Here is a 25,842-nt window from a genome sequence, read left to right as displayed (position 1 = left end):
TATAGGAGAGTTGGCAAGGGCACGGCCGCGACGACGGCACCACCCTGCCCCATCGACAGCAAAGCCAAGGAGAAGATCACATGCGTCTCGCCACCTATCGCTCGACCGTGGAGGCGGCCGCCCGCCTGGGCGCAGTGGTCGACGACCGGATCGTCGATATCGAGCGGCTCGGCCAATCCGCCGGTGCGGCGCTGCCTTCGACGATGCTGGACTTCATCGATCTGGGGCCAGACGCGGTCCGCCACGCCACCGCGCTGCTCGACGCGCTGGGCGATGCGCAGCCGGTGGGGCTTGCCACACCGCTGGCGAACGTAACGCTGCTTGCGCCGATCCCGCGGCCACGGAAGAACATCTTCGGCATCGGGCTGAACTATATCGATCATGTCGCCGAAAGCGCGGCGGCGCTGGACACCTCGCCCGACCTGCCCCGCCAGCCGGTGATCTTCTCCAAGCCGCCGACCAGCGTGATCGGCCCGGACGCACCGATCCTGCACGACGCAGCGATAACCCAGCAGCTCGACTGGGAAGTCGAACTCGCCGCGGTGATCGGCACCCGCGCCAGGCGCGTGGCGCGCGAGCGGGCGCTGGCACACGTCTTCGGCTACACGGTCCTGATCGACATGAGCGCGCGCGACTGCCGCCGCGCCGGCCAGTGGATCTATTCCAAGGGTCAGGACAGCTATGCGCCGATGGGACCGGTGATCGTCACCGCCGACGAACTGCCCGATCCGCAGACGCTGGACCTGTGGCTGACGGTGAACGGCGTCGAGAAACAGCGTTCGAACACCAGCCACATGCTGTTCAAGGTCGATGAACTGATCGCCGACATCTCGCAGGGCATCACGCTGGAACCCGGCGACATCATCGCCACCGGCACGCCCGAAGGCGTCGGCGCGGGGCGGACGCCGCAGGAATGGGTGTGGCCCGGCGACACGATCATCGCCACGGTGGAAGGGATCGGCACGCTGCGACATCCGGTGGTCGCCGCCTGACACGGCCCGCCACCAGGCACCGAAAAGGAGCCACCTTCGGGTGGCTCCTTTTTTTTGTCTTCGGACGCGGGGGGTAGCGCCGCGATCAGGCCTTGCGCAGCAGCGCCCCGGTCGCCGCCAGGGCGAGGCCGGCGATCGTGGCGATGCTCGCCATCCAGATCGGGCCGGCAAAGGATCCGCTGGCCACCATCGGCGCGGCCAGCGCCGGGCCGAGCCCCATGCCGAAGGTCTGGATCGATCCCATCAGGCACACCACCCGGCCACCCGAATCGGCATCGCTGCACATGCCCGAAAGCAGCGGCTGGGCGAGATTCCAGCCGAACAGGATCAGCACGATCGCGGCAAGATAGACCGCGCTGCCGACCTTACCATCGAGCAGCTGGAAACCGAGGATGATGCAGCCGGCGGCGAGAAGCAGCGGCGCCAGCCGGCTCAGGCGCTGGGGCAGGATGCCGGCCAGCGCCGCGCCGAGCACGCCGGCCAGCGTCCCCGCCGAAAGCCCGCGCGCGATGGCGGCGGGATCGAGGCTGCTTGCCGCGCCGATCCGCTCGGCATAGCTCCACACCGCGCCGATCGCGAAGAAGATCAGGAACACCGCGCACAGCGCCGCCAGCGCCAGGCGCCGATCGAGCCTGCCGTCGTCCGGCAGATCGTCTTCGTAGCGCCGTCCGTTCGGGAAGGCCGGAATGCCGAGCGCCACCAGCAGGGTCAGCCCGACATTGCAGAGGAACAACAGCCGCGGCGAAACATGGCCCTGCACCAGCGGCAGGATGTAGAGCAGCGCCGCGCCGAGCAGCGCCCCGACGATGAGGTACAGGGCGAAGGCGCGATCCGGATTGCGCGCGCGGCCGAGTGCGGCGAAGGCGAAGCCGATCGCCAGCCCCTCGCCCAGCCCGGCGACGCAGCGCGCCGCGGCCATCAGCGGATAGCTCCAGGCGAAGGCGGTCGCAGCATTGCCGAGCGCGATCAGCGCCAGCGCCAGCCCGACCGCGCGGCGCCAGTTCCAGCGCAGCAGCAGAAAGGTGCTGCCGCCGATCGCCGCCGCCGTGGCGTTGATGTCCCAGGCCGCAACATAGCCGATCTGGCTGTCACTGAGCCGCGCGCCCTCGCCCATCAGCGCCAGCATCGGCGGCGTGATGAAGATGAACAGCGCGCCGACGAAACCGATCGCGATCGCGCTGATCAGGCCGGCGGTGGAGAGCCTGGGACCATGGGTACCCCTGAGGACAAGGCCTTCGATCGGTACGACATGGTCCACGCGCTTTCCCCTCCACCGTCACATATGTATCTTTTTTCGGGCCTTCGTCGATCAGCGCGGCAGCACTGCCTCCACGGCGTCGCCGAACTTCTCGACCAGTTCGTCCACTTCCGCGCGGTTGATGACGAGCGGCGGCGCGAACACCAGCGTGTCGCCGAGCGCGCGAGTGATCAGGCTGCGCTTCGCCGCGGCCTTGAGGACCTGGCGGCCGGTGCGATTGGCCATCGGGAAGGCTTCCTTGGTGGCGCGATCCTTGACCAGTTCGACGCCGATCATCAGGCCCTTGCCGCGAATGTCGCCGACCGCCCAGTGATCGCCGAGCCGCGCGCGCAGGCTCGAGAACAGATGGTCGCTCTGTTCCTGGACATTGGCGAGGACATTGTCCTCGTCGATCAGCCGCAGCGCCGCCAGCGCCGCCGCCGCACCCACCGGATGCGCCGAATAGGTGTAGCCATGGCCGAACAGCCCGGCGCGCTCGGCATTGCTCTCGATCACGTCCCACACCTTGGGCGAAATGAAGCAGGCCGACATCGGGAAATAGCCGCTGGTCACGCCCTTGGCCGAGGTGATCAGATCGGGTTCGAGGCCATAGGTCTGCGAGCCCCAATAGGTGCCGAGCCGGCCATAGCCCGAGACGACCTCGTCCATCACCAGCAGAATGTCGTTGGCGCGCAGGATCGGCACGATTTCCTCGAAATAGCCCTCCGGCGGCGGGATCAGGCCGCCGGCGCCCATCACCGCTTCGGCGAAGAAGGCACCGATCGTATCCGCACCCTCGCGGGCGATCAGCGCTTCGAGCTCGCGGGCGAGATGGCGCGAGAATTCACGCTCGCTCATGCCCTCGGGCGCCTTGCGGTAATAATAAGGCGCATCGGTGTGCACGATCGGGCCCATCGGCAGCAGGAATGGCGCGTGCATCCCCGGAAGTCCGGTCATGCTGGCGGTCAGCACGCCGGAGCCGTGATAGCTGTTCCAGCGGCAGATCAGCTTCTTCTTCTCCGGCTTGCCGCGCAGCTGGTTGTAATACCAGACCAGCTTGGCCTGCGTCTCGTTGGCATCGCTGCCCGAAGCGCCGAAGAACACCCGCGCCATCGGCACCGGCGCGCGCTTCAGCAGCGCCTCGGCGCATTCGATCGTGACGTCGATCGACATGCCGTTGAACGCATGGAAGAAGGAGAGCTTGCGGCTCTGCTCGGCCATCGCCTCGGTGATCTCCTCGCGGCCATAGCCGAGATTGACGCACCACAGGCCGGCCATGCCGTCGAGATATTCCTGGCCATGAATGTCGGTGATGCGGACGCCCTTGCCCGAGCTGATCACCGTCGGCCCATCGGCCTTCAGATCGGTGATCGCGGTGAACGGGTGGAAGAGGCTCTGCTGGTCGATGCGGCCGGCGAGTTGGATGTCGAGAGTCATGCTGCTGTCCTGGTGAAACGGGGACGGGAGCGGAAAACCCGTGGAAGCGGTTCGAAACGCGCGCCGGAGTTTTCCATCGATGCAACAGTAAACCTACTTATTGATTCATTGTTGTCAATCGTAAACGGACGGGGAAATGCGGATTGCGGCTGGGACAATGGATGGGAAACCGTTGACATGCCGATACAGGCGGAGAATGTGGGCCGATGGAAGACAAGCTGGAAATTAACAATGTAATCGCCATGATGTCCTTCGCGGAGGTGGTGCGCGCTGGCAGCTTCTCTTCCGCGGCGGCGACGCTCGGCTATTCGAAGGCGGCGGTGAGCCGGCAGATTTCGCGGCTGGAAGCCAGTGTCGGCATGAAGCTGCTCGAACGCAACACCCGCACCGTCTCGCTCACTCCGGCGGGACGGGAGATGTACGCCCGCTGCGCGCGCATCGTCGAGGAAGTGAACGAAGTGAACCGGGTGATGACCGGAATGCAGCAGCGTCCGCGCGGCGAGCTGAAGGTCAATGCCCCGGTCGTCTCCTCGCTGTTCGATCTCACCAAGATCATCCCGCGCTTCCTGAAGGCCTATACCGACATTCGCCTGTTCCTGAATCTGTCGGACAGCCGCGCCGATCTGCTGAAGGGCCGGTTCGACGTCGCCTTCTGGATCGGCGCGCCCTATGATTCGAACCTCGATTCGATGCTGCTGCGCGAATATCCGATGGTGCTGGTCGCTTCGCCCGCCTATCTTGAGGATCGCGGCCGGCCGTCGAGCGCGCATGACCTGAAGGAACATGCCTGCATCTTCGAAACGCACCTGTCGCAACTCGGCGAATGGCGGCTTTCGGCGGATGTGACGGTGCAGGTGAACCGCGGCCCGCTCGCCTCCAACTCGGTGCGGATGGCGCGGGAAGCTTCGCTGGAGAATCTCGGCGTCAGCTATCTGCCGCGCTTCCTGGTTTCGGACGATATCGAGCGCGGCCGGCTGGAAGTGCTGCTGCCGGACATCGTCACCGAGACGATCCCGCTCTACCTGATGTTCCCCAAGGGCAATTATTCGATGGCCAAGGTCCGCGCCTTTGTCGATTTCCTGACGGCGGAACTGCGCGATGGCGCGCCCGATGCCGCGGCAGCCGGCATGGCGCTCGCCAGCGCCTATTGATCGCCCACCAGCCGCGCCGGCGCCGGGAGCGGCACCGGCGCGGCGTGATTCAAAGGTCGAAACAGTCGTTCGGTGCACCGAACGCCATCGCGCCCAGATTGCGGACATAGGGATAGGGATTGTTCGCGACATGCGCGCGCGCCGTGTGGATGTCGAGGAACGCGTTCTGCACGACATGGCCACGATAGATCGCCTTGCCGCCGCTGAACAGCATCAGCTTGTCGACGGCGGTGACGCAGCGGCTGACCATCGACGTCGTCGAGGCGCCAAGCTCGGCCCGACGCTCGATCGGCCAGTCGTTCGCCTCGGCGCGGACCATCAGTTCGTCGAGATCGCGCTGCAGCCGCAGATCGAGATCGTCGAGCGTCATCGTCACGTCCGCCACCGCTTCCTGGATGGTGCTGTCCCCCGCCAGGCGCGCGCCGGTATAGGTCGCCCGCTTCTCGCGCGTCGCCTGGACGAACGCGTCGAGCGCGCGTTGCAGCGCCCCGAGCGAGCTGGTCGAGACGGTGCGGTTGAAGATCTGCGCGAAGGGGATGCGGTATAGCGCCGCCTTGTTCACGGCATGGCCGGGACAATCGATGCGGAACATGTCGAACTCGCGGATCACCCGGTGCTCGGGCACGAACGCATCCTCGACGACGATGTCGTTGCTGCCGCTCGCCTGCAATCCCATCACGTTCCAGGTCGTCAGGATCTCATAATCGGCGCGCGGCACCAGGAAATTATAGGGCTCGGCGCCGGGGGTCCCGTCCGCCCGCGGCAGGTTGGCGCCCAGGATCACCCAGGAACAATGCGCCGAACCGCTGGAAAACGCCCAGCGCCCGCTCAGCCGATAGCCGCCCTCCACCCGCTCGACCTTGCCGACCGGCATATAGGAGGAGCTGATGCGGACGCTGTCGTCCTCGCCCCACACGTCCTGCGCGGCGCGATCGTCGAACAGCGCCAGCTGCCAGTTGTGGACGGCGACCACGCCGTAGACCCAGGCGCTGCCCATGCAGCCCTTCGCCAGCGTGCGGCAGATCGCGGCATAGACCGAGGGCGGCAGTTCGTAGCCGCCATAGCGTTTGGGCTGGAGCACCCGGAAGAAGCCGGCGTCGGTGAACGCCTGGATCACCTCGGCACTCACTTGCCCGGCCTGGCGGGCTTCGGCTTCGCGCTCCTGCAGCATCGGCACCATCGCGGCCGCGCGCTCGAGGAGCTGCCTGGTCAGTGTGTCGGAGGGCATATGCGCAAGATCCTCCATCGTGGCGGAGACCGTCATCCATCTTCTCCTGCGAGTCGCTCTAATGGCTGTGCGCATGTTGCCATATCGGCACAGTGACCGTCAAATATTCGTCATTGTTGCATACGTGCACCATGAAAATTTTGGCCATACTACTGTTTTTACACCATTTTATATGGAACATAGGCGAGTATGGCATATTCGGCGCAATGGCCGAAATCATCAAAATTGCCCATTGCATTGCTTTTGAACATTCGCAACAATGCGTACCTCATAACGATGATAATTGCCTCTGGGTAAACAGAGGGTCCGCAGCAGGAACCGGTACCGCGCGCTGGCGGTGGCGTAGCTTTGAAGTGGGGAGAGATATGTCCAATCAGTTTAGTCGCACCAGGGCCGGGTTGCGCGGCGCAGTGTCGCTGCTCGCCGCCACCATGGCCATGACGGCGCATGCCCAGACGGATAGCGCCGCCCCCCCTTCGGAGGCGCTGGCGGCCCCGAAGACCGCCCCGGCGGACACTGAAATCGTCGTGACCGCACAGAAGCGCCAGCAGAGCCTGCGCGACGTGCCGCTCGCCATTTCGGCGATCGGCGGCGAGGGCCTCAAGGCGGTCGGCCATCAGGACGTGACCGCGCTGGTCAACCACGTCCCCAGCTTCCAGGTGCAGCAGTTCAGCCCGACCACGGTGTCGTTCAACATCCGCGGCGTCTCGCAGAACGACTTTGCCGACAGCCAGGAGGCACCGATCGCCTTCTACAATGATGAAGTCTATGGCGCGGCGCTCTCGGCGATCAGCGGCCAGAATTTCGATCTCGAACGGATCGAGGTGCTGCGCGGGCCGCAGGGCACGCTGTTCGGCCGCAACGCCACCGGCGGCCTGGTGCAGTATATCACCGCCAAGCCGACGCGCGATCTCCACGCAGGCGCCACCGTCACCTTCGGTTCCTATGGCGAGGTCGGCACCGACGCGTTCGTCAGCGGCCCGCTGAGCGACCGCGTCCGTGCCCGCCTCTCGGTCAGCAGCGACGATTATGGCGGCTACGTCAAGAACCGGATCGGCGCCGATATCGGCAGCCGCCATTTCCTGGCCGGCCGTCTCCAGATCGAGAGCGACGTCGGCGATGCCGGGCTGTTCCGCCTCAAGCTACAATATCTGCAGAACCGCAGCGAGACCAGCGCCCCCTATTCGTGGCTGGCGGCGAAGACGGATGCCGACGGGCTCGGCGTCCCCGCCCCCGGCCAGACCGACAATCTCGGCTATAGCAACCCCGGCAACGATCCCTTCACCCAGTCGGTCAACAACGTGCCGCTGTTCCGCCGCACCTTCTGGAGCGCGACGGCGCGCTACGAACAGCCGCTGAGCGACCATGTCGATTTCACCTCGATCAGCGACTATCAGCGGGTGACCAAGCATTACGGCGAAGACAGCGACATGACGCCGTTCAACGTCTTCAACTATTACCAGGACCAGAAACAATGGCAGGTGTCGCAGGAGCTGCGGCTGACCGGCAAATATGATCGCTGGAACTGGGTCGCCGGTCTGTACGGCCTCTATGTCGATGCCGATGCCCATGCGACGATCGACGGACAGATTCCCGGCTTCCTGGAAGGGCGGCTGCGCGCGGGCGGGCCGCAGCACACCCAGTCCTTCGCGCCGTTCGGCCAGCTCGACTATAAGCTGACGCCGAAGATCACCCTCACGCTCGGCGCGCGCTACAGCTGGGATCGCAAGAGCGACTGGTACAGCCACTCGGTGGTCGGCAATTACGGCTATGCGACCGGGGTGGTCGCGCTGAACGGCGTCGACGTCACCTTCAATCCCGACAACAACCCGCTGGCCGTGCAATATTACCGCAACTGGTCGGGCAAGGCCGGTGTCGAATTCCGCCCCGCCGCCGATGTGCTGTTCTACGCCTCGGTCAACCGCGGCACCAAGAGCGGCGGGTTCGACATCCCCAATTTCCTGATCCAGGACGCCAACGCCCGCTACATCGTCGAAAGCATTCCCTATCGCCAGGAAGTGCTCACCAGCTACGAAAGCGGCTTCAAGGTCTCGGTGCTCGATCGGCGGGTCGACCTGTCCGGCGCGGTGTTCCACTATGATTACGACAATTACCAGGCCTTCATCATTCAGGGCCTGACCGCGGTGATCACTAACCTGCCGGCCAAGGTCTCGGGTGCCGAATTCGAAGTGAGCGCGCGCCCGATCGACGGGCTGCGGCTGGGGGCGTTCGTCACCTATCTCGACACCAAGATCAGCAACGTCGCGCTGCCCTCGGGCCGCATCGCCGAGCGGGTGATGCCGCAGGCGCCGAAGTGGAGCGTCGGCTGGAACGCCGGCTACAGCTTCGCCGTGGCGCGCGGCCAGGTGTCGCTCGACACCGACTGGCGCTATGACGGCGGCTCCTATTTCTCCACGTTCAACGCGCCGATCGACTATGAGCGCAGCCGCGTCGTCGGCAATGCGCGGATCAGCTACACGCAGGGCCGCGTGACGGTGGCGGGCTTCGTCAACAACCTGACCGATCGCCGCTACCGCGTCTACGACCTCGACAATAGCGGCTCGCTGGGATCGGCGCAGGCGACCTATGCCCGGCCGCGCTGGATCGGCGGCAGCATCGGCTGGAAATATTGACCGGACTCTCGCCGTCGCCGGATCCTGCCGGCGACGGCGGGGGACCGCCAAAGGAGCAGAGAATGCCCAAGATCCTCGCGCTGGCCGGCGGCACTTCGGACGGTTCGCGCACCAATCGCCTCGCCCGCCATGTCCTAGACCGGCTGGCGGCGACGGGTGCTACAACCGAATGCCTGCTCCTTGGCGATCTCGATCCGGCCGAACTCGCCCGCTGCGACGTCCAGGGGCCAAGCGCCACCCGCCTCGCCGCGGCGGTGGCAGGCGCCGACGGCATCCTCGTCGCAACGCCGATCTACAAGGCCTCGTTCGCGGGACTGGTCAAGCTCGCGCTCGACGTGCTGCCGCAGTTCGGGCTGACCGACAAGGTGGTGTTCCCGCTGGCCACCGCCGGCGGGCTCGCGCATGTGCTGGCGCTCGATTACGCGCTGCGCCCGGTGCTGCAATCGATGGGTGCGCGCCACATCGTCCAGTCGATCGTGGTGACCGATGCCGATTGGCAGGAAACGGGCTTTGCGCCCCGCACCGCCGCGCTGCTCGACGGCGCGCTTGCGCAGTTCACCGCGTCGCTCGCGCTCCCCGCCTGAAGCCGCCGGGGATGCCGGCGCCGCGCCGACATCCCCCAAGCGTCACAGATAGACCGCGCGCGACAGCCCGCCATCGACCGCGATCGATTCGCCGGTGATGCCGCTGCCCAGGTTGCTGGCGAGGAACACGATCGGATCGGCCACCTCATGCGCCTCCAGCATCCGCTTCACCGCCGCCGGCGCCGCCGCCTCGCGCTCGACGATCGCCTCGAAGGTCGTGCCCTCTTCGGCGGCCATTTCGGCAAACCACTGCTCGATATGCTCGGTGCGGGTAACGCCCGGATGGACGATGTTGACGGTGATGCCGTCGCGGCCCAGCTCGTCCGACAGCGTCTTGGTGAAATGCACCAGCGCCGCGTTGCGCATACCGCTCAGCGCCTCGGTGCAGCGGGCGGTGAGGCCGCCGACATTGACGATCCGGCCCCAGCCGGCCTTGCGCATGTGCGGCGCGCAGGCCTTGGCGGTGCGGAAATAGCCGAACAGCTTGGTGTTGAGATCGAGCAGCAGATTGGCCTCGTCCGCCTCCTCGATCGCGTTGCGCACCAGACCGCCCGGCGCCGCCGCGCAATTGACCAGGATGTGGATCGCGCCGAATTCGGCGACGGTACGGTCGATCAACGCCTGCACCGATTCCATGCTGGTGGTGTCGGTCGGCACGGCGAGCACGGTGCCGCCGGTTTCGGCGCGGAGTTGGGCCGCGGCGGCCTCCAGCGTCGTTGCGGTACGCGCGGCGATCACCACCTTCGCGCCCGCCGCCGCCATCTTGCGCGCGGTTTCCTTGCCGATGCCGACGCCGCCGCCGGTGATGATGGCGACCTTGCCCGCCAGGCCCAGCTCCAGAGTCATTTCGCTTCTCCCTCGTCCTTGTCTTGAAAACCGATATGCGCCTGCACGCCACCGAAATCGCCGAAACGCGCGGCGATCGGCGCAGACTGGGTGACGGGCGTGATCCCGGTGGCGCTGCCGGTGGCGACCAGATCGCCGGCGCGGAACCCGCGCCCCTGCTCACCCAGCCAGGCGGCGAGCCACGCCAGCGCCTTCAGCGGATGGCCATAGGCGAGCGCCGTGGAACCTTCCGCCGACGATGCCGTGCCCTGCCACAACCTCACCGGGCAGGCCGCGAGCCGCGCCTCCCAGCGATCGCTCAGCCGATCACCCAGCACCAGCGCATGGAGCAGGCAATTGTCCGCCACCAGCGCACCTGCGGCGACATCGTCATCGGCGAAGCGGCTGGAGCAGAGTTCGATGCCCGCGAACACCGCATCGATGGCGTCGGCAAGGCTGCCGAGCAGCGCGGGCGCCCCGGAATCGCGCGCAGGCGGCAGATCGATGCCGATCCGCAGCACCAGCTCCGCTTCGGCATAGAGCGGGCGCGGCGTCGACGGCACGGCCCCGCCATGGATCACTTCCGTTGCGTTCACCAGCCCGACCAGCGGCGCATCGACGCCCAGCGCGGTCCGCCCGCCCGGGCTGGTCGCCGCGAGCTTGTAGCCGGCCAGCGGCGCGTGCCGTTCGGCGAAGACCCGCGCCTGCACCGCATAGCCCCGCGCCAGCGACAAGGCTTCGGTAGGCGGCTCGACCGCCACGCCGCCGCGATGCGCCGCCACCAATGCGGCCGTCAGCCGGGCATCATCGTAGATCCGGGGAGATGTCGCGTCGGACAAGGCAAAGCGATCCATAGAGCCTCCTGCTTGCGGAGAACGCCATCGCAAAATTGTCGCCCTAACGCAACAGTAGCTCTCCAAACATTTTCATTGTTTCGTTTGGATCACCGCGTTATTCCTTATCCGACTCGAACGGTGGGGGCATGCTGTCGCTACCCAAGGGCGCGCCCGGCGCGCCATGGCGGCAACGCCGACAGGTGAAGGAGAAGAAGGCATGACCGCGCAGGTGAACGCGTATGAGGTGGCCGAACGACTGCAGCGCGAACTGGCCGCGGCGCCGCTCGGCCTGCTGATCGACGGCAAGCGCGTTCCCTCGGTCTCGGGCGAGACCTTCGCCACGCTCAATCCGGCGACCGGGCAGGAATTGGCGCAGGTCGCGCGCGGCAATGCCGCCGATATCGACCTGGCCGTCGCCGCCGCGCGCCGCGCCTTCGAGAATCCGGCCTGGCGGCGGATGAGCGCCAATGATCGCGGCCTGCTGCTCTATCGCCTCGCCGATCTGATCGAACGCCATGCCGACGAGCTGGCGGTGCTCGAATGCCTCGACAACGGCAAGCCCTGGCTGTTCACCCGCGCGGTGGAGATCGAGGGATCGATCAAGTGGTTCCGCTATTTCGCCGGCTGGCCGACCAAGTTCGGCGGCGAGACGCTGCCGGTGTCGCCGCGCAGCGGCGCGCGCATCCTCAACTACACCACGCGCGAGCCGGTGGGCGTCGCCGGCCTGATCGTGCCGTGGAACTATCCGATGTCGATGGCGGCGTGGAAGATCGCGCCCGCCGTGGCTGCGGGCTGCTGCGTGATCCTGAAGCCCGCCGAACAGACCCCGCTTACCGCGCTGCGCCTCGGCGAGCTGGCGCTGGAGGCCGGTTTCCCGGCCGGCGTGATCAACGTCGTTCCCGGCTTCGGCGAAGCCGGCGCGGCGCTGGTGGAGCATCCGGGCGTCGACAAGATCGGCTTCACCGGCTCGACCGCGGTCGGCAAGGCGATCGTCCGCGGCGCGGCGGGCAACCTCAAGAAGGTCAGCCTGGAACTGGGCGGCAAGTCGCCCCAGGTGGTGCTGGCCGATGCCGATCTCGATGCCGCCGCCGCCTCGATCGCGGCGGGCATCTTCTTCAACCAGGGCCAGACCTGCACCGCAGGCTCGCGCCTCTATGCCCATGCCAGCATCGCCGACGAGCTGCTCGAGCGCGTTGCCGCCCAGGCCGCGCAGCTGCGCATCGGCAACGGGCTCGACAACGCCACCACCTTCGGCCCGCTGATCTCGCAGGAACAGTTCGACGTGGTGCGCAGCTATGTCGAGATCGGCCAGGCGGAAGGCGCGCGGCTGATGATCGGCGGGCAGCGTCCGGCCGACCAGCCCGATGGCTATTTCTTCCAGCCGACCATCCTTGCCGATGCCGGCCCGGACATGCGGGTGGTGCGCGAGGAAATCTTCGGCCCGGTGCTCTCCGCGCTGCGCTGGACCGACCCGGAGGAGCTGGTCCGCCAGGCGAACGACAGCGATTTCGGCCTCTCCGCCGGCATCTGGACCAACGACATCAAGCAGGCGCACCGGCTGGCCGAGGCGATCAAGGCCGGCACGGTCTGGGTCAACTGCTTCAACATGGTCGATCCGGCGACGCCGTTCGGCGGCTTCAAGCAATCGGGCTGGGGCCGCGAACATGGCCGCGCATCGATGGAACTCTACAGCGAAACCAAGAGCGTGTGGGTCAATCTGAGCTGAGCCCCGCCCCGTTATCATCAAGTGGACAAGAGCATGCAGAGAACCCTTTTGGTATCCACCGACGGCCAGGCGATCATGCGCAGCCATGATGGCGGGGCGAAATGGTATCGGCTGAACATCGGCCAGGACCTGGAATATGACGATTGCGTGCGCTGCCTGCTGGTCGATCCGCGCAATCCCAAGGCGGTCTGGGCCGGCAGCGAGCGCGGCCTGTTCCGCAGCGAGGATTGCGGCGCCCATTGGCACCGCGTCGATTGCGCGCTGAACGACTATGCGGTGTGGAAGCTGGCGGTGTCGGACAGCGATCCAAACATCCTTTATGCCGGCACCGGCTCGCCCACCCGCTCGGCCTTTTTCCGCAGCCGCGACGGCGGCGTCACCTGGCAGCAGACCACGCTGCTGATGCCCGAGCGCTGCGCCGGGGTCAGCCGTCCGCGGATGCTCGCCATCGCCGTCGATCCCAGCGATCCGCAGGACGTGTGGGTCGGCGTCGAGGAAGGCGGCCTGTTCCGCACCCGCGACGGCGGCGACAGCTGGACCCGGCTCGACGAGGCCTGGCCCAGCCATCCGGGCAATTCGGACATCCACGACATCGTCATCCTGCCCGGCAAGGACCAGGGGCCGAACACCGTGCTCGTGCTGGTGGTGACGGCGCTCTACCGCTCCGAGGATGGCGGCGCGACCTGGACGCGCGCACATGCCAAGGAAAGCTGGGGCCTGCGCTATGCCCGCGTGCTGCTGAAGAAGCCGGGCAGCGACGACGAGATCGCGATCGGCATCGGCGACGGCACCCCCGGCACCACGGCGCAAGTGCTGCTCTCCACCGATCGCGGCGCCAGCTGGACGCCGACGACGCTGGATGCCCAGCCCAATTCCTGCCTCTGGGCGTTCGGCGCCAACCCCGCCGATCCGACGCTGTTGATGGCGGGCACCAAGTTCGGCCATTTCTTCCTGAGCGAGGATGGTGGCCGCCATTGGGCCAAGCAGCCGCGCGAATTCAGCGAGATCACCGGCATGGCCTGGCTGCCCGCCACCCCGGTCGACATGGAGCTGCCGCATGAAACCCATTGAGGTAAAGCGCATCGCGCACATCGTCCTCTACGTCACCGATCCCGAGGCCTCGGCCGCCTGGTACGGCAAGGTGCTGGGCATGGAGATCAGCGCGCGCGTGAAGGAGGGCCCGTACAAGGGCGGCATCTTCCTCACCTTCGGGGTGAGCGATCACGACATCGCGCTGTTCCCCGCGCCCGAGGGCGCGACCCAGGGCAAGGAGTTCGAGCATGTCGGCCTCCAGCTCGCCGGCGAGACAATGGCGGATCTGCAGCGCGCCTATGCGCATCTGCTCGCCAACGAGGTGCGCATCGCCGAGATCCTCGATCACGGCGTGTCGACCGGCATCTATTTCTACGATCCCGACGGCCATATGCTGGAGGTGCTCCTGCAGCGCACCGCCCATGACGACGGCCAGGCGATCCGCCAGCTGCGCGAAAATGGCGGCCAGGCCGATCCCACCGCGCTCGACCCCTTGCATGGCTGACGCCCCGCGCGTCGCCCGACTGGAGAAACGATCATGACCACCCGCGCCCCGAATTTCGGCCCGTTCCACATCCGCAAATGGTTCGCCTTCGCCGAGGAAACGCTTGCCGGCGAAATGGGCAAGGCAGCCGACGGCGCCTCGCTGTTCAAATATGTCATCGCCGCTGCGATCCATAACCCCTATGCCGGCGACTATGTCGAGGATCTCGGCGCCTGGATCGATGCCTCGCCCGCGCTCGGCGTCGAGATCGGCCGCCGCCTCAACGAACTTAGCGGCGGGGCCGCGATCGAAAGCTATGGCAAGGCGATCCTGGTCGGCACCGACGGCGAATATGAGCATGGCAATGCGCTGCTCACCAACCCGGCGGCCAATCCGGTGCGCGACGCGGTGGGCGGCGGCAAGAGCTGGGTGCCTTCCACCGGCAAGCGCGGCGTGCCGGGCACGGTGCTCGACATCCCCCTCGCCCACAAGGACGCGCTCTATGTCCGCTCGCACTATGACACGGTGAGCGTGAGCTTCAACGATGCGCCCAATCGCGACGAAGTGCTGGTGATCTGGGCCTTCGCCACCCGCGGCCGCCTCAACGCGCGTCTCGGCGGGCTGAAGGCCAGCGAGGTCAAGGGCGAGGACGGGCTGGTCTGATGGCGACGCAGCGCGACGACGATACCGCCCCGCCCGCGCCGGTGGACCTGCTCCCCGGCGAGCGCACCCGGTTCGTGGACTCGGGTGGGCTGCGCCTGCGGGTGCGCGAATGGGGCGCGGGGGAGGCACCGCCGATCGTCGCGCTGCACGGCCTGCGCGGTTTCTCCGGCACCTGGCGTGCCCTTGCCGCCGCGCTGCCCGGCTATCGGCTGATCGCGATCGACCAGCGCGGTCGCGGCGACAGCGACTGGGACCCGGACGCCAACTATTATACTGACGCCTATCTCGCCGATCTGGAGGCGGTGGTCCGCACGCTCGCGCTGCCGCGCTTCGTGCTGCTCGGCCATTCGATGGGCGGCACCACCAGCTATGTCTATGCCGCGCAGAACCCCGATCGGCTGCACGCGCTGATCATTGAGGACATCGCCCCCGGCTCCTCGGTCAGCGGCGCGGGTGCGGAGCGGATCAAGGCGGAGATGGCGGCGCTGCCGCTCGACTTTGCCGACTGGGCCGAGGCCCGCGCCTATTGGCGCAAGGCGCGGCCGCAGGTGAGCCTTGCGGCGATCGAGCAGCGGCTGGCCGAAAGCCTGTGCGAAGACGGCGCCGGACGGATCCGCTGGCGCTACGACGCCGCCGGCATCGCGCGCACCCGCCTCGCCCCCGATCCGGCGCGCGTCGTCGATCTCTGGCCGGTGGTCGAGGCGATCCGCACCCCGTCGCTGGTCATCCGCGGCGCGAAATCCGATTTCTGCCCGGCGCAAGTGGTGACGGAGATGGAGCGGCGCAATCCGCGCTTCCGCCACGTCACCATCGCCGATGCCAGCCATTACGCGCACGACGATCAGCCCGCGACCTTCCACGCGCTTGTCCAGGGCTTTTTGTGCGGCGTCGCCACCGCAACGGCCGCACCCTTCTGAGGAACTCCCAGCCATGACCGAACCGGCCGACACGACCACCAATGGCGCGGTGGCGCTGCTGAAGACGGTGCGGGCCGGCGGCGCGCGCATCTGCTTCGCCAATCCCGGCACGACCGAACTCACCCTGGTCCGCGCCATGGCCGACGTGCCCGAAATGCGGGTGGTGCTCTGCCTGTTCGAAGGCGTGGCGACGGGCGCGGCAGACGGCTATTCGCGGGTATCGCGCGAGGTGGCGCTGACGCTGCTGCACCTGGGGCCGGGCTTCGCCAACGGCATCGCCAACCTGCACAATGCCCGGCGCGCGCATTCGCGCATCGTCAACCTGATCGGCGACCATGCCCAGTGGCATCTGCCCTATGACGCGCCGCTGACCAGCGACATCCGCTCGCTGGCGTCGCCGGTATCGGTATCGGTGCGCTATCTCGACTCGGTGGACGCGATCGAGGAGGAAGTCTCCGGCGCGCTCAACGACGCCCGCACCGCGCCCGGTGCGATCAGCACGCTGATCGTGCCCACCGATGTGATGGACGCACCCGCGCACGCCGCCGAACCGGCCGATCCCGGCGATCCGCTGCCCGAGCGCGTGCCCGCCGCGCGGATCGCCGCCGTCGCGGCGCGTCTGCGGGAGAGCGACGCGCCGATCCTGCTGCTCGGCGGCGACACGCTGACCGAGGCCGGCATCGCCGCCGCCGCCGAAGTGGCACGCCGCGTCGGCGCACGGCTGCTGATGGAGCCCTATCCGGCGATCGTCACGCTGGGCGGCACGCTGCCCCGCGTCGAGCGCCAGGCCTATTTCCCCGACGACGTACTGCGCCAGATGGGCGAGTCGCTCGTCATCCTCGCCGGCGCCCGTGCGCCGATCAGCTATTTCGGCTATGAAGGCTATCCCAGCCGCCTCGTCCCCGACGATCGCCTCCTCTCGCTGTCGGAGCCGGACGAGGACGGTATCGCCGCCCTGTCCGCGCTGGCAGAGGCGCTCGCCGATCTGCCTGCGGGTGATCTCCCGCCGCTGCCTGCGCTGCCCGATCCCGCCACGACGCTGAACGCCGAGGCGGTGGTGCAGGCGCTGCTCCCGCGCCTGCCCGAGGATGCGATCATCTCGCTCGAAGGCTCGACGCTGGGCGGCCCGTGGCTGCGCGAGGCGCACCGCGCCCGCCGGCACCGGGTGATGACCAATACCGGCGGCGCGATCGGCCAGGGACTGCCCTGCGCGCTTGGTGCCGCGCTGGCCGCGCCGGGCCGCCGCATCGTCTCGCTCCAGTCGGACGGCTCGGCGCAATATACCGTGCAGGCGCTGTGGACGATGGCGCACGAGAAGCTGCCGATCACGATGCTGATCGCCGCCAACCATCGCTACGGCATCCTCCAGACCGAGCTGCGCCGCGCCGGTGCCGATCTCGCGCACGCGGCGATCGCGGGCATGACCGTGCTCGACGATCCCAGGACCGACTGGGTCGCCCTCGCCACCGCCTATGGCGTGCCCGCGCGTCGGGTGGAGACGCTGGACGATCTCGGTGCCGCGATCGACCAGGGGCTCGCCACCGACGGTCCGATGCTGATCGCGGTCGAGCTGCCATGAGCGGCGTCGCTCTCGTCACTGGCGGCAGCGGCGGCATCGCCCCCGCCGTCGCCGAGCAGCTGATCGGCGCCGGCTGGCAGGTGGTGCTCACCGCCCGCCGTGCCGGCCCGCTCGAAGCCGTGGCCGCGCGCATCGGCGCCGAGGCGCTGACCTCGGATGCGACCGATCCCGCCACCATCGCCGCGCTGGTCGCGACCATCGTGGCGCGGCACGGGCGGATCGACCTGCTCGTCAACGCCGCCGCCAGCAGCACGCCGATCGGCGGCGCGATCGAGACGGTGGACGTCGCCGCGCTGATCGCCGATCTCGACGTCAAGGTCGGCGGCTATCTGCGCTATCTCCAGGCAGTGGTGGCCGTGATGCGGCGCCAGGGCGGTGGCCGGATCGTCAATATCGGCGGCCTGACCGGACGCTCGTCGGACACGCTGAGCGGCCTGCGCAACGCCGCGGTCAGCCATTTCACCAAGACGCTGTCCGACCAGCTGGCGCCCGAGGGCATCACGGTCAATGCCGTGCATCCGGGCATCGTCGCCAGCCCGCACCTGACCGAATTGTTCGCCGAGATGGCGCACGAGCGCGATACCGAGCCGGCGGTGATCGAGGCCGAGTTCCTGGGCCGCATCCCCACGCGGCGGCTGATCGATCCGCGGGAAATCGGCCGGCTGGTGCTGGTGCTGGCGGGCGAGACCGGGCAGTCGATCACCGGCGAGTCGATCGCCCTCGACGGCGGCTATTCGCGCGGCGTGTATCTCTGAAGGATCCCGACCCCATGCCTGAATCCCCTTTGGTTCGCCGCTATTCGTTCGCGATGCGTGCGTTGCACTGGATCCGGGCGGTGCTGATCCTCGGCCTGCTTGCGCTCGGCATCACGATGACCTGGCTGCCGGACACCGTCGCCGCCAAGTTCACCTGGATGTATCCCAATCACAAGCAGTTCGGCGTCCTTGTCTGGCTGCTGGTGCTTGTCCAGCTCGGCATCCGCTGGCGCAGCGTCCGGCCGGCGCCGCCCGCCGGGCTGAAGCCGTGGGAGCGCCACGCCGCGCATATCGTCCATGTCGCGATGTACGTGCTGGCGCTGGTCGTGCCGATGATGGGCTATGCGATGTCGAGCAGCTTCACCCAGAGCGACGGCGTGCCGTTCTTCGGGCTGGAAGTGCCCGAACTGTTGCCGAAGAACGACGCCGCCTTTGCGGTGTTCGACTGGCTGCACATGGTGCTGGCCTATACGCTGCTCGGCTGCGTCGTGCTGCACGTCGCCGGGGTGATCAAGCACCGCTATTTCGATTCCGATCGCGACAACGACGTGCTGCCCCGGATGTTCTGAGGCGCCGCACTTTCCTTCAGAACGAGGTTCGCCATGCTTGCAATGCTCGCGCAGATCCGCGCCACGCTCGACGATTCCGACGATGCGCTCGCCGTCCACGATCCCGCCACCGGGGCGCGGATCGCCGGAGTCCGCGCCTGGACCGAAGCCGAGGTGGCGGCGGCGATCGTCGAGGCGGACCGCGTCCGCCCCGCCTGGGCGCGGCGCACCGCCAAGGACCGCGCGCTGGTGTTGCGCGCCTGGCACGACCGCATCCTCGCCGCCCAGGCCGATCTCGCCGCGCTGATCACCGCCGAATGCGGCAAGCCGCTGGCTGAGGCGATGGGCGAGGTCGCCTATGCCGCCGCCTATGTCGAATGGTTCGCCGAAGAGGGCAAGCGCGCGTACGGCGAAGTGATCCCGACCTTCGCCGCCGATCGCCGCGTGCTGACGATCCGCCAGCCGGTCGGCACCTGCGTGGCGATCACGCCGTGGAACTTCCCGCTGGCGATGATCGCGCGCAAGGTCGCCCCCGCGCTCGCCGCCGGCTGCTCGATGGTCGCCAAGCCGGCCGAGGCGACGCCGCTCTCCGCACTCGCCCTGGAGCAACTCGCGCGCGACGCCGGCGTGCCGGAAGGCCTGTTCCGCGTCACCCCCAGCAACGATCCGGTGGCGATCGGGCGGCTGTTCTGCACCCACCCCCTGGTGCGCAAGCTCAGCTTCACCGGCTCCACCCGCGTCGGCAAGATCCTGATGGCGCAGGCGGCGGATCAGGTGCTGCGGCTGAGCCTCGAACTCGGCGGCAACGCGCCCTTCGTCGTGATGGACGATGCCGATCTCGATCGGGCGGTGCAGGCGCTGATCGAAGCCAAGTTCCGCAATGCCGGCCAGACCTGCGTCTGCGCCAACCGCATCCTGGTCCATGCGGACGTGCACGATGCATTCGTCGCGAAGCTGGCCGCGCGCGTCGAGCAGTTCCGGGTCGGCGCAGGCTGCGCGGCGGACACGCAGATCGGTCCCCTGATCGATCCCGCGGCCGCGCGGCGGGTGCAGGCGCTGATCGACGGCGCGCTCGCCGAAGGCGCCCGGCTCGCCGCCCGCGCGCCGCTGCCCGATGCGCTGTCGGACAGCTTCGTCGCGCCGACGATCCTCGACGGGGTCCGGCCCGACATGGCGCTGGCGCAGGGCGAGATCTTCGGCCCGGTGGCCCCGATCCTCCGCTTCGCCGACGAAGCCGAGGCCATCCGCCTCGCCAACGATACGCCCTATGGCCTTGCCGCCTATCTGTTCACCGCCAGCCAGGCGCGGGCATGGCGGATGATGGAGGCGCTGGAATATGGCATGGTGGCGGTCAACGAAGGCCGCCTCTCCAGCGAGGTCGCGCCGTTCGGCGGCATCAAGCAGTCCGGCCAGGGCCGCGAAGGCTCGCTGCACGGCCTCGCCGACTATATGGAGATCAAATACGCGCTGTTCGGCGGCATCGACGGCTGATCCGAACGCGACGGGCAGTGCCCCGCAGCCACACTGCGGGGCACGCTCGCATCAGAAGAACACCCGCGCCGAGGCGGTGACCATCCGGCCCGGCAGTGTGCGGCCCAGCACCACGCCATAGCTCGGGATCGTGGCATCGCCGATGTCGACGAACGCCATGGTGTTGAACAGGTTGCTCGCGTTCAGCGCCAGCGAGAGTCGTTCGATCGGCCGCACCTGCACGAATGCGCCGACGGTGGTGAAGCCCGGCATCTTCAGCTGATTGACGTCCTGCGAATAGCTCGACGTCTGACCGACGACGTTGACGCCCACCGTCACCAGATCGTTTTCGAACTGCGGCGTCAGGCTGTAGATCGCCGCCGCCTGGTGGCGCGGCTTCTTGCCGACCACCGCCGGATCGTTCGCCGCGGTGATCTTGCCGCCGGAAAGCGTGAGGTTGCCGGTCACGCTGAACGGCCCCTTGCGTACCCGCGATTCCAGCTCCGCGCCATAGGTGCGGTACGAGCGCTGGACCACACCGAACACCTGGTTGCCGTTGGCGTCGTTATAGATCTGCGAATTGGTTTCGCGGGTCAGCGCATGGAACGCGGTGACATTCACGATCACCCCGCCGCTGCGATATTTGAACCCGCCTTCCACCTGCCGCACCGGATCATATTCTGCGCTGCGATCGATCAGGCCGCCGGTCCCACGATCCAGCGCCGGGGAGAACAGCACGCTGTCCGCCCCTGCCCGCGCGCCACGGCTGTACCGGGCGAACACCGACAGCGTTTCCGCGACGCGGTAGTTCAGGCCGGCCGAATAGGACACATAGTGGTAGTTATAATGGACCGGCCATGCCGTGGTTGGATCGATCACCGGCACGGTGGCTTCCGGGCCACCCAGATCGATCCGCCCGTCGCCATTCATGTCCTGGGGCCGCGTCGTCGTATCGTTGAAGGCCGAGCCGCGAACGCGCCCCATGTCATAGCGCAGCGACCCCCCGAGCGCGAAGCGGCCCTTCTGGACGTTGAACGATGCATAGGGCGCCGTGACGTCGTAGCGCATATCGGCGTTACGATTGACGCCCGGCTGGCCGAGAAAGCCGTAATCGACCACGCCATTCTGGGTGATCATGGTTCCGTCGGCGCGCCGCACGTCGACCAGCGCCGACTTGCCGTGCCCGGCCACGTCCTGGAAGACCGAAGTCATGCCCTCGGTCGTGACGAGGTCCTGCAGCGCCTTGTACACGCCGAACGTGGTCGTCAACGTGCCGCCGTGCAGATCCCAGGCGCGGCTGGCACGGAAATCGTTGGTCACGTTGCGCATGCTGTTGATGCCGGCGCGGTAGAAGCCGGTGGCCATCAGCAGGCCGTTGCCGTTGACGGTGGCCGGATTGACCGTGCTCCCCTTGGCCGGGCCGGTGGCATAGGTCAGCACATTGCCCGGCTGCCCGGTGAACAGCGCCGCAAGATCGGCGGCGGGCGCCACCGACAGCGGCACCACCTGATTGAGTACGCCGCTGTTGTCCGCATAGCGGAAACGTTCGGCGAGCGTCCACCCACCCAGCGTGAACTGGGCCTCGAAGCCGATCGCCTTGGACTTCGCGCGCATGTCGTCCTGCATGTTGGTGGTGGCGATCGCGCCGTTATAACCGGGCGCCACCCGCGCGGTGATGTAGCGCGACTGGGCGGTATCCGAGTTGATGTCGAAATTGGCGACGTTGCGGAAGCTGGGCTTCTCGTTGGTCCCGCTCACGGCCACCGGATAGGTATAGTAATAAGGGAAGCGATCATCGAGCAGCTTGGCGTTGAAGCGGATATAGCCGTTCGAGAACTGGCGCGTGACGTTCAGCTTCACCTGCCCGCCCTGCAATGCGTCATAGCCGGTGCGGCGCGGCCCTTCGCCCTGGCGATAGAAGCCGCCGATATGGAAGCGCCATCCGCCGCCGAGTTGGCCGCCATACTCGGCGTCGAGGCGCTGGGTGGCATAATCGATCCCGGCCGATGCCTGCACCGATCCGCCTTCGACCTCGCCGGTCTTGGAGACCAGGTTGACCACGCCGCCCGGCGCGTTCGACGCGAACGTGGAGGAAGATCCGCCGCGGATCGATTCGATCTGCGCGACATTCAGATCAGCGCGCAGGAAGATGTCCGAAGGCGCGACGAAGAAGTCGCCGAACTCCAGGACGGGCAGCCCGTCTTCCTGCAACTGCAGATACTTGGCACCGGCGTTCACCAGCGGCAGGCCACGTACCGTATAGCTGTTGTTTGCCACGCCGGTGCCCGCTTCCGCACGGATGCCCGGCACGTTGCGGAGCAGATCGGCCAGCGACATCGGCGCGAGCGCGGAAATGTCCCGTTCCTTCAGCGCGCTCGTCGAGGTTGCGCTGTTCAGGGGATCGCGCGCCTTGGCGACGCCCGTGGAAATCGCTGCATTGTCGTCGATCGTCCGGCTCGCTTCCCAAGCGGTCGACGGTGCGGCAGCCTCCTGCGCATGTGCAGCGGTCGCCCCCCATGCGGAAAGCATCGCCAACACCGATACACCGGTATGAAAAAGAGCCGAATTTTCAACGCGCATCGTGTAGCCTCCCGAAAGTTCACGATCGGGGGCTAGCCCGCATTTCCTGCCAAAGCCGTATACTGCGGGCTAGGTAAATCCACCTAAACAATGCGCACATATCGCGAGGTTTCAGCGCATTGATGCAACAATGCCGGCCTCACCGATGGTTGGCGGCGCCCGACTGTGCCGGGGTGGATGCTGGTAGGAACCGCGATCGCGCGCCTTTCGCGGGCGCGGCGATGTGCTGCCAAGCGCTATCGCCGACATGGCTGCGGCATGGGTTCGCCGCGTCCTGTCCAATGCTGCTTGCACGGAGGCACAGCGAACCAAGCACAGAGCCCGGTCACCCCGCAGCGACACGGACAAGAAAGTCCAGTATCATCGAAAGGAAATGGCGGAGAGGGAGGGATTCGAACCCTCGGTACGGTTACCCGCACAACGGTTTTCGAGACCGCCCCGATCGACCACTCCGGCACCTCTCCGCTGAGGGCTGGTATGCATCCGGAAAAGCTCCGAAACCGCATACCGGTCGCTGTGAGGCGCGGCCATTAGCGCAACCTTTCCGGCAGCGCAAGCAGTGCTTGTGCAAGAAATTACATGCACTACCTTAACCCCCATGTCCCAACCCGCAGACCTTTCGGCCCGCATCAAATCCGGCATTCCCATGCCCCCCATAGCCATCGCCAGCTTCGCCATCGGCGAGGTGGTGCGCCATCGGCTGTTCGATTTCCGCGGGGTGGTCTTCGATATCGACCCGGTGTTCGCCAATACCGACGCATGGTATGATTCGATTCCGGAGGATCTGCGCCCTCGCAAGGACCAGCCCTTCTACCACCTGCTCGCCGAAAACGCCGAATCGAGCTATATCGCCTATGTCAGCCAGCAGAATCTGGTCGCCGACGACAGCGACGAACCCATCGATCATCCCGGCATCAGCGGCCTGTTCGAAGACTATGCCGCGGGGCGCTATCGCCTGAAGGCGCTCCACCGCCAATAATCGCCGCCGCCGCATGGCAGCCGCGTGAAATTCGCAGGATTGCCCCGTGAATCGGTTGACATCGGCGTCGCCATCGCATAGCTGCGCCCTTCCTCCTGCCGGGGTACACCCTTGGCGGGCACATGCATTTTGAAGCAGAGAAGAGACCGATGTTCGCTATCGTGCGCACGGGCGGCAAGCAGTATCGCGTTGCCGCAGGAGACAAGATCGTCGTCGAGAAGCTCGACGGCGAAGCCGGTTCGTCGGTGACGCTGGGCGACGTCCTGCTGGCCGGCGAAGGCGGCGAGCTGAAGGCTACGGACGGCCTGACCGTCTCTGCCGAAATCATCGCGCAGGCGAAGGGCGAGAAGGTCATCGTCTTCAAGAAGCGCCGTCGCCACAACTATCGCCGCAAGAACGGCCATCGCCAGCAGCACACGATCCTGAAGATCACTGCCATCGGCGCGGCCAAGTAAGCGACACGAGACTCGAGGAGTATAGACAATGGCACATAAGAAGGCAGGCGGCTCGTCCCGCAACGGTCGCGACTCTGCTGGCCGTCGTCTTGGCGTGAAGAAGTTCGGTGGTGAAGCCGTGATCGCCGGCAACATCCTCGTGCGTCAGCGCGGCACCAAATTCTATCCGGGCGTGAACGTGGGCATGGGCAAGGACCATACCCTCTTCGCGCTCACCGACGGCCGCGTGTCGTTCAAGGAAGGCAAGCTTGGTCGCAAGTTCTGCTCCGTAGACATGATTGCCGAGGCGGCCGAATAACATCGGGCGACCGCACGGGTTGCCCACCAGGGCGACCCGGGTTCGACGAACCAACGCGAAAAGGGAGACGGGTCGCCCCGGTCTCCCTTTTTTCTTGCTCCCTGACACCGCGGCGAAACAGCCATGCCATATCGGCATGTGCAGAGAAGCCGCAGGACCGAGGAGAGTGGTCATGTTCGTGCGGACCCAAAGACTGACGTTACGTCCCGGCTGGCCCGAGGACGCCCCTGCCCTTGCCCAGGCGATCGACCATGAGGCCGTCGTGCGCAACCTGTCGCGCGTGCCCTGGCCCTATACGATCGAAGCGGCCGAAACCTTCCTGGCGCACTGGACCGATACGCGCTTCCTGGTGTTCGAGCACCAGGGAGGTGCGGTGGCGCTGATCGGCTGCATCGGCATCGATACCGTCGATAGCAACACCCATGAACTCGGCTATTGGTTCACCCCATCGGCATGGGGGAAAGGCTATGCCACCGAAGCGGGACGCGGCGTGCTCGCTGCCGCCCGCGCGGCGGGCGTCCGCCGGATAACGTCGCGCCACGCGGTGGATAATCCCGCTTCGGGCCGCGTGCTGCGGAAGCTCGGCTTCAGGCCGACGGGCCGCGTCGAGCCGATCTGGTCCAAAGGCCGCGGCTGCGAGATGCCCTGCGCGTCGTTCGAGCTCGAGCTTGGCGCGGAGGACAGCCACCCCCATCCCGAACCGCGACTGGCGGCGTGACTCCCCTGAGGGAGTCACGCCTTCCCCCGGCCCGCCTCCTGGATTAAGCCCGTTGGAACCACAAAGGGGGTTTCCAACCGTTGACGATGAACGTGGCGCGCCGCCGCCTGTCCCCGGAAGAATCGCGTGATGCAGCGCTGGAGGCGGCGCGTGCGCTGCTGATCGAGGATGGCCCCCAGGCAGTGACGCTGAAGGCGGTCGCCGCACGCATCGGGCGCACCCACGCCAATCTGCTGCATCATTTCGGCTCGGCGGCAGGGCTGCAGAAGGCGCTGGCTGCGAGCATGGCCGAGGCGGTGACCATGAAGATCGGCGAGGCGGTGCTGCGCGCGCGCAACGGCGACCATAATCTGCGCGAAGTCGTGGATCTTGCCTTCGACGCCTTCGATCGGGAAGGCGCCGGTGCGTTGGCCAGTTGGATGATTCTGACGGGCAACCAGAATGCCCTGGATCCGATCCTGGAGGCGATCCACAGCCTGGTCGATCGAATCAGCGAGGGGCAGGATGCCCGCACTCCCTTGCGCGAGGAAACGCTGCAACTGACCCTGATGGCATTGGGTGACGCGCTACTCGGTGCCCCGATGGCCCGCGCCCTGGGGCTGCCCCGCGACAAGGCACGGGAACTGGCAGCGATGATGCTACGGGAGCGGATCAAGGCGACCGCCCCCTAGCCACAATGCGCGCCCCTTGGCTGCTCGCCATCGTGGGGACGGCC

The 25,842-nt window shown here is 67.0% G+C and carries 24 protein-coding genes and 1 tRNA gene; 18 read left to right on the top strand and 7 right to left on the bottom strand.

Translation table 11 applies throughout. The features are described 5' to 3' along the window. Positions 1-80: 80 nt before the first annotated feature. Positions 81-992: a fumarylacetoacetate hydrolase family protein gene (locus tag DD559_RS17085; protein WP_116470231.1), complete on the top strand. Its 912-nt coding sequence runs from the start codon at positions 81-83 to the stop codon at positions 990-992. Positions 993-1,077: 85 nt separating this feature from the next. Here the strand turns inward: DD559_RS17085 and DD559_RS17080 are convergent, their stop codons facing one another. Next, positions 1,078-2,250 (bottom strand): MFS transporter, encoded by a 1,173-nt coding sequence (locus tag DD559_RS17080; protein WP_116470230.1) that lies wholly within the window; start codon positions 2,248-2,250, stop codon positions 1,078-1,080. Positions 2,251-2,301: 51 nt separating this feature from the next. Beyond that, entirely contained in the window at positions 2,302-3,666 is a 1,365-nt protein-coding gene (locus DD559_RS17075) for an aminotransferase (protein ID WP_116470229.1), read from the bottom strand. Between the two features lie 242 nt (positions 3,667-3,908). Here DD559_RS17075 and DD559_RS17070 point away from each other — a divergent pair, with 242 nt between their 5' ends. Continuing rightward, a complete protein-coding gene (locus tag DD559_RS17070) occupies positions 3,909-4,817 on the top strand; it encodes a LysR family transcriptional regulator (RefSeq protein WP_240610317.1) in 909 nt (302 codons plus the stop codon). Between the two features lie 49 nt (positions 4,818-4,866). On the opposite strand, the gene DD559_RS17065 is transcribed toward DD559_RS17070, so the two are convergent. Further along, positions 4,867-6,081 carry an acyl-CoA dehydrogenase family protein gene (locus DD559_RS17065; RefSeq protein ID WP_240610316.1) on the bottom strand — a complete coding sequence of 405 codons (1,215 nt, stop codon included), beginning with the start codon at positions 6,079-6,081 and terminating at the stop codon, positions 4,867-4,869. Between the two features lie 329 nt (positions 6,082-6,410). On the opposite strand from DD559_RS17065, the gene DD559_RS17060 reads away from it, so the two are divergent. After that, positions 6,411-8,678 (top strand): TonB-dependent receptor, encoded by a 2,268-nt coding sequence (locus DD559_RS17060; RefSeq protein ID WP_240610315.1) that lies wholly within the window; start codon positions 6,411-6,413, stop codon positions 8,676-8,678. 62 nt (positions 8,679-8,740) lie between these two features. Then, positions 8,741-9,262: an NAD(P)H-dependent oxidoreductase gene (locus DD559_RS17055; RefSeq protein WP_116470227.1), complete on the top strand. Its 522-nt coding sequence runs from the start codon at positions 8,741-8,743 to the stop codon at positions 9,260-9,262. A gap of 42 nt (positions 9,263-9,304) precedes the next feature. On the opposite strand, the gene DD559_RS17050 is transcribed toward DD559_RS17055, so the two are convergent. Together DD559_RS17050 and DD559_RS17045 are read right to left on the bottom strand one after the other, a co-directional pair. Continuing rightward, a complete protein-coding gene (locus DD559_RS17050) occupies positions 9,305-10,108 on the bottom strand; it encodes an SDR family NAD(P)-dependent oxidoreductase (protein WP_116470226.1) in 804 nt (267 codons plus the stop codon). Then, entirely contained in the window at positions 10,105-10,941 is an 837-nt protein-coding gene (locus DD559_RS17045) for a 2-keto-4-pentenoate hydratase (protein WP_116470225.1), read from the bottom strand. Before DD559_RS17045 ends, DD559_RS17050 begins: the two co-directional genes overlap by 4 nt. A 199-nt stretch (positions 10,942-11,140) precedes the next feature. On the opposite strand from DD559_RS17045, the gene DD559_RS17040 reads away from it, so the two are divergent. Genes DD559_RS17040 through DD559_RS17000 form a run of 9 tightly spaced genes read left to right on the top strand, consistent with a single transcriptional unit; the run spans position 11,141 to position 20,118 of the window. After that, the gene (locus DD559_RS17040) at positions 11,141-12,649 is read left to right on the top strand and encodes an aldehyde dehydrogenase family protein (RefSeq protein ID WP_116470224.1); all 1,509 of its coding nucleotides are present in this window, start codon (positions 11,141-11,143) and stop codon (positions 12,647-12,649) included. 33 nt (positions 12,650-12,682) lie between these two features. Further along, entirely contained in the window at positions 12,683-13,720 is a 1,038-nt protein-coding gene (locus DD559_RS17035; RefSeq protein WP_116470996.1) for a YCF48-related protein, read from the top strand. Beyond that, positions 13,707-14,186 (top strand): VOC family protein, encoded by a 480-nt coding sequence (locus DD559_RS17030; protein WP_116470223.1) that lies wholly within the window; start codon positions 13,707-13,709, stop codon positions 14,184-14,186. Before DD559_RS17035 ends, DD559_RS17030 begins: the two co-directional genes overlap by 14 nt. A 33-nt stretch (positions 14,187-14,219) precedes the next feature. Further along, positions 14,220-14,828: an amino acid synthesis family protein gene (locus tag DD559_RS17025; protein WP_116470222.1), complete on the top strand. Its 609-nt coding sequence runs from the start codon at positions 14,220-14,222 to the stop codon at positions 14,826-14,828. Beyond that, a complete protein-coding gene (locus DD559_RS17020; protein WP_116470221.1) occupies positions 14,828-15,745 on the top strand; it encodes an alpha/beta fold hydrolase in 918 nt (305 codons plus the stop codon). The genes DD559_RS17025 and DD559_RS17020 overlap by 1 nt, the downstream gene beginning before the upstream one ends. A gap of 13 nt (positions 15,746-15,758) precedes the next feature. Next, positions 15,759-17,324 carry an acetolactate synthase large subunit gene (locus DD559_RS17015; protein ID WP_116470220.1) on the top strand — a complete coding sequence of 522 codons (1,566 nt, stop codon included), beginning with the start codon at positions 15,759-15,761 and terminating at the stop codon, positions 17,322-17,324. Continuing rightward, the gene (locus tag DD559_RS17010; RefSeq protein WP_116470219.1) at positions 17,321-18,079 is read left to right on the top strand and encodes an SDR family NAD(P)-dependent oxidoreductase; all 759 of its coding nucleotides are present in this window, start codon (positions 17,321-17,323) and stop codon (positions 18,077-18,079) included. Before DD559_RS17015 ends, DD559_RS17010 begins: the two co-directional genes overlap by 4 nt. A gap of 14 nt (positions 18,080-18,093) precedes the next feature. Beyond that, positions 18,094-18,648, top strand: a complete 555-nt coding sequence (locus DD559_RS17005) for a cytochrome b (protein ID WP_206364533.1) — start codon at positions 18,094-18,096, stop codon at positions 18,646-18,648. A 33-nt stretch (positions 18,649-18,681) separates the two neighbouring features. Further along, positions 18,682-20,118 carry an NAD-dependent succinate-semialdehyde dehydrogenase gene (locus DD559_RS17000; RefSeq protein ID WP_165831129.1) on the top strand — a complete coding sequence of 479 codons (1,437 nt, stop codon included), beginning with the start codon at positions 18,682-18,684 and terminating at the stop codon, positions 20,116-20,118. Between the two features lie 51 nt (positions 20,119-20,169). Here DD559_RS17000 and DD559_RS16995 read toward each other — a convergent pair whose 3' ends face one another. Both DD559_RS16995 and DD559_RS16990 read right to left on the bottom strand, forming a co-directional pair. Then, a complete protein-coding gene (locus DD559_RS16995; RefSeq protein WP_240610314.1) occupies positions 20,170-22,677 on the bottom strand; it encodes a TonB-dependent receptor domain-containing protein in 2,508 nt (835 codons plus the stop codon). A gap of 374 nt (positions 22,678-23,051) precedes the next feature. After that, a tRNA-Ser gene (locus tag DD559_RS16990) sits at positions 23,052-23,141 on the bottom strand. 134 nt (positions 23,142-23,275) lie between these two features. On the opposite strand from DD559_RS16990, the gene hspQ reads away from it, so the two are divergent. From hspQ to DD559_RS16965, 5 genes are all read left to right on the top strand, one after another. Next, entirely contained in the window at positions 23,276-23,656 is a 381-nt protein-coding gene (hspQ, locus tag DD559_RS16985) for a heat shock protein HspQ (RefSeq protein ID WP_116470218.1), read from the top strand. Positions 23,657-23,805: 149 nt separating this feature from the next. Further along, positions 23,806-24,111 (top strand): 50S ribosomal protein L21, encoded by a 306-nt coding sequence (gene rplU, locus DD559_RS16980; RefSeq protein ID WP_019368790.1) that lies wholly within the window; start codon positions 23,806-23,808, stop codon positions 24,109-24,111. A 28-nt stretch (positions 24,112-24,139) separates the two neighbouring features. Then, positions 24,140-24,409, top strand: coding sequence for a 50S ribosomal protein L27 (rpmA, locus tag DD559_RS16975; RefSeq protein WP_026009013.1), 270 nt, complete (start codon positions 24,140-24,142; stop codon positions 24,407-24,409). Positions 24,410-24,581: 172 nt separating this feature from the next. Continuing rightward, entirely contained in the window at positions 24,582-25,127 is a 546-nt protein-coding gene (locus DD559_RS16970; protein ID WP_206364532.1) for a GNAT family N-acetyltransferase, read from the top strand. 86 nt (positions 25,128-25,213) lie between these two features. Beyond that, a complete protein-coding gene (locus DD559_RS16965; protein WP_116470217.1) occupies positions 25,214-25,798 on the top strand; it encodes a TetR/AcrR family transcriptional regulator in 585 nt (194 codons plus the stop codon). Positions 25,799-25,842: the final 44 nt, after the last annotated feature.

Origin of the sequence: Sphingomonas pokkalii (genome assembly GCF_003096275.1) — a bacterium.
Taxonomy (GTDB): domain Bacteria; phylum Pseudomonadota; class Alphaproteobacteria; order Sphingomonadales; family Sphingomonadaceae; genus Sphingomonas; species Sphingomonas pokkalii.
Note: the sequence above shows the minus strand (reverse complement) of the source record. Positions and strands in the feature narration are given on the sequence as shown.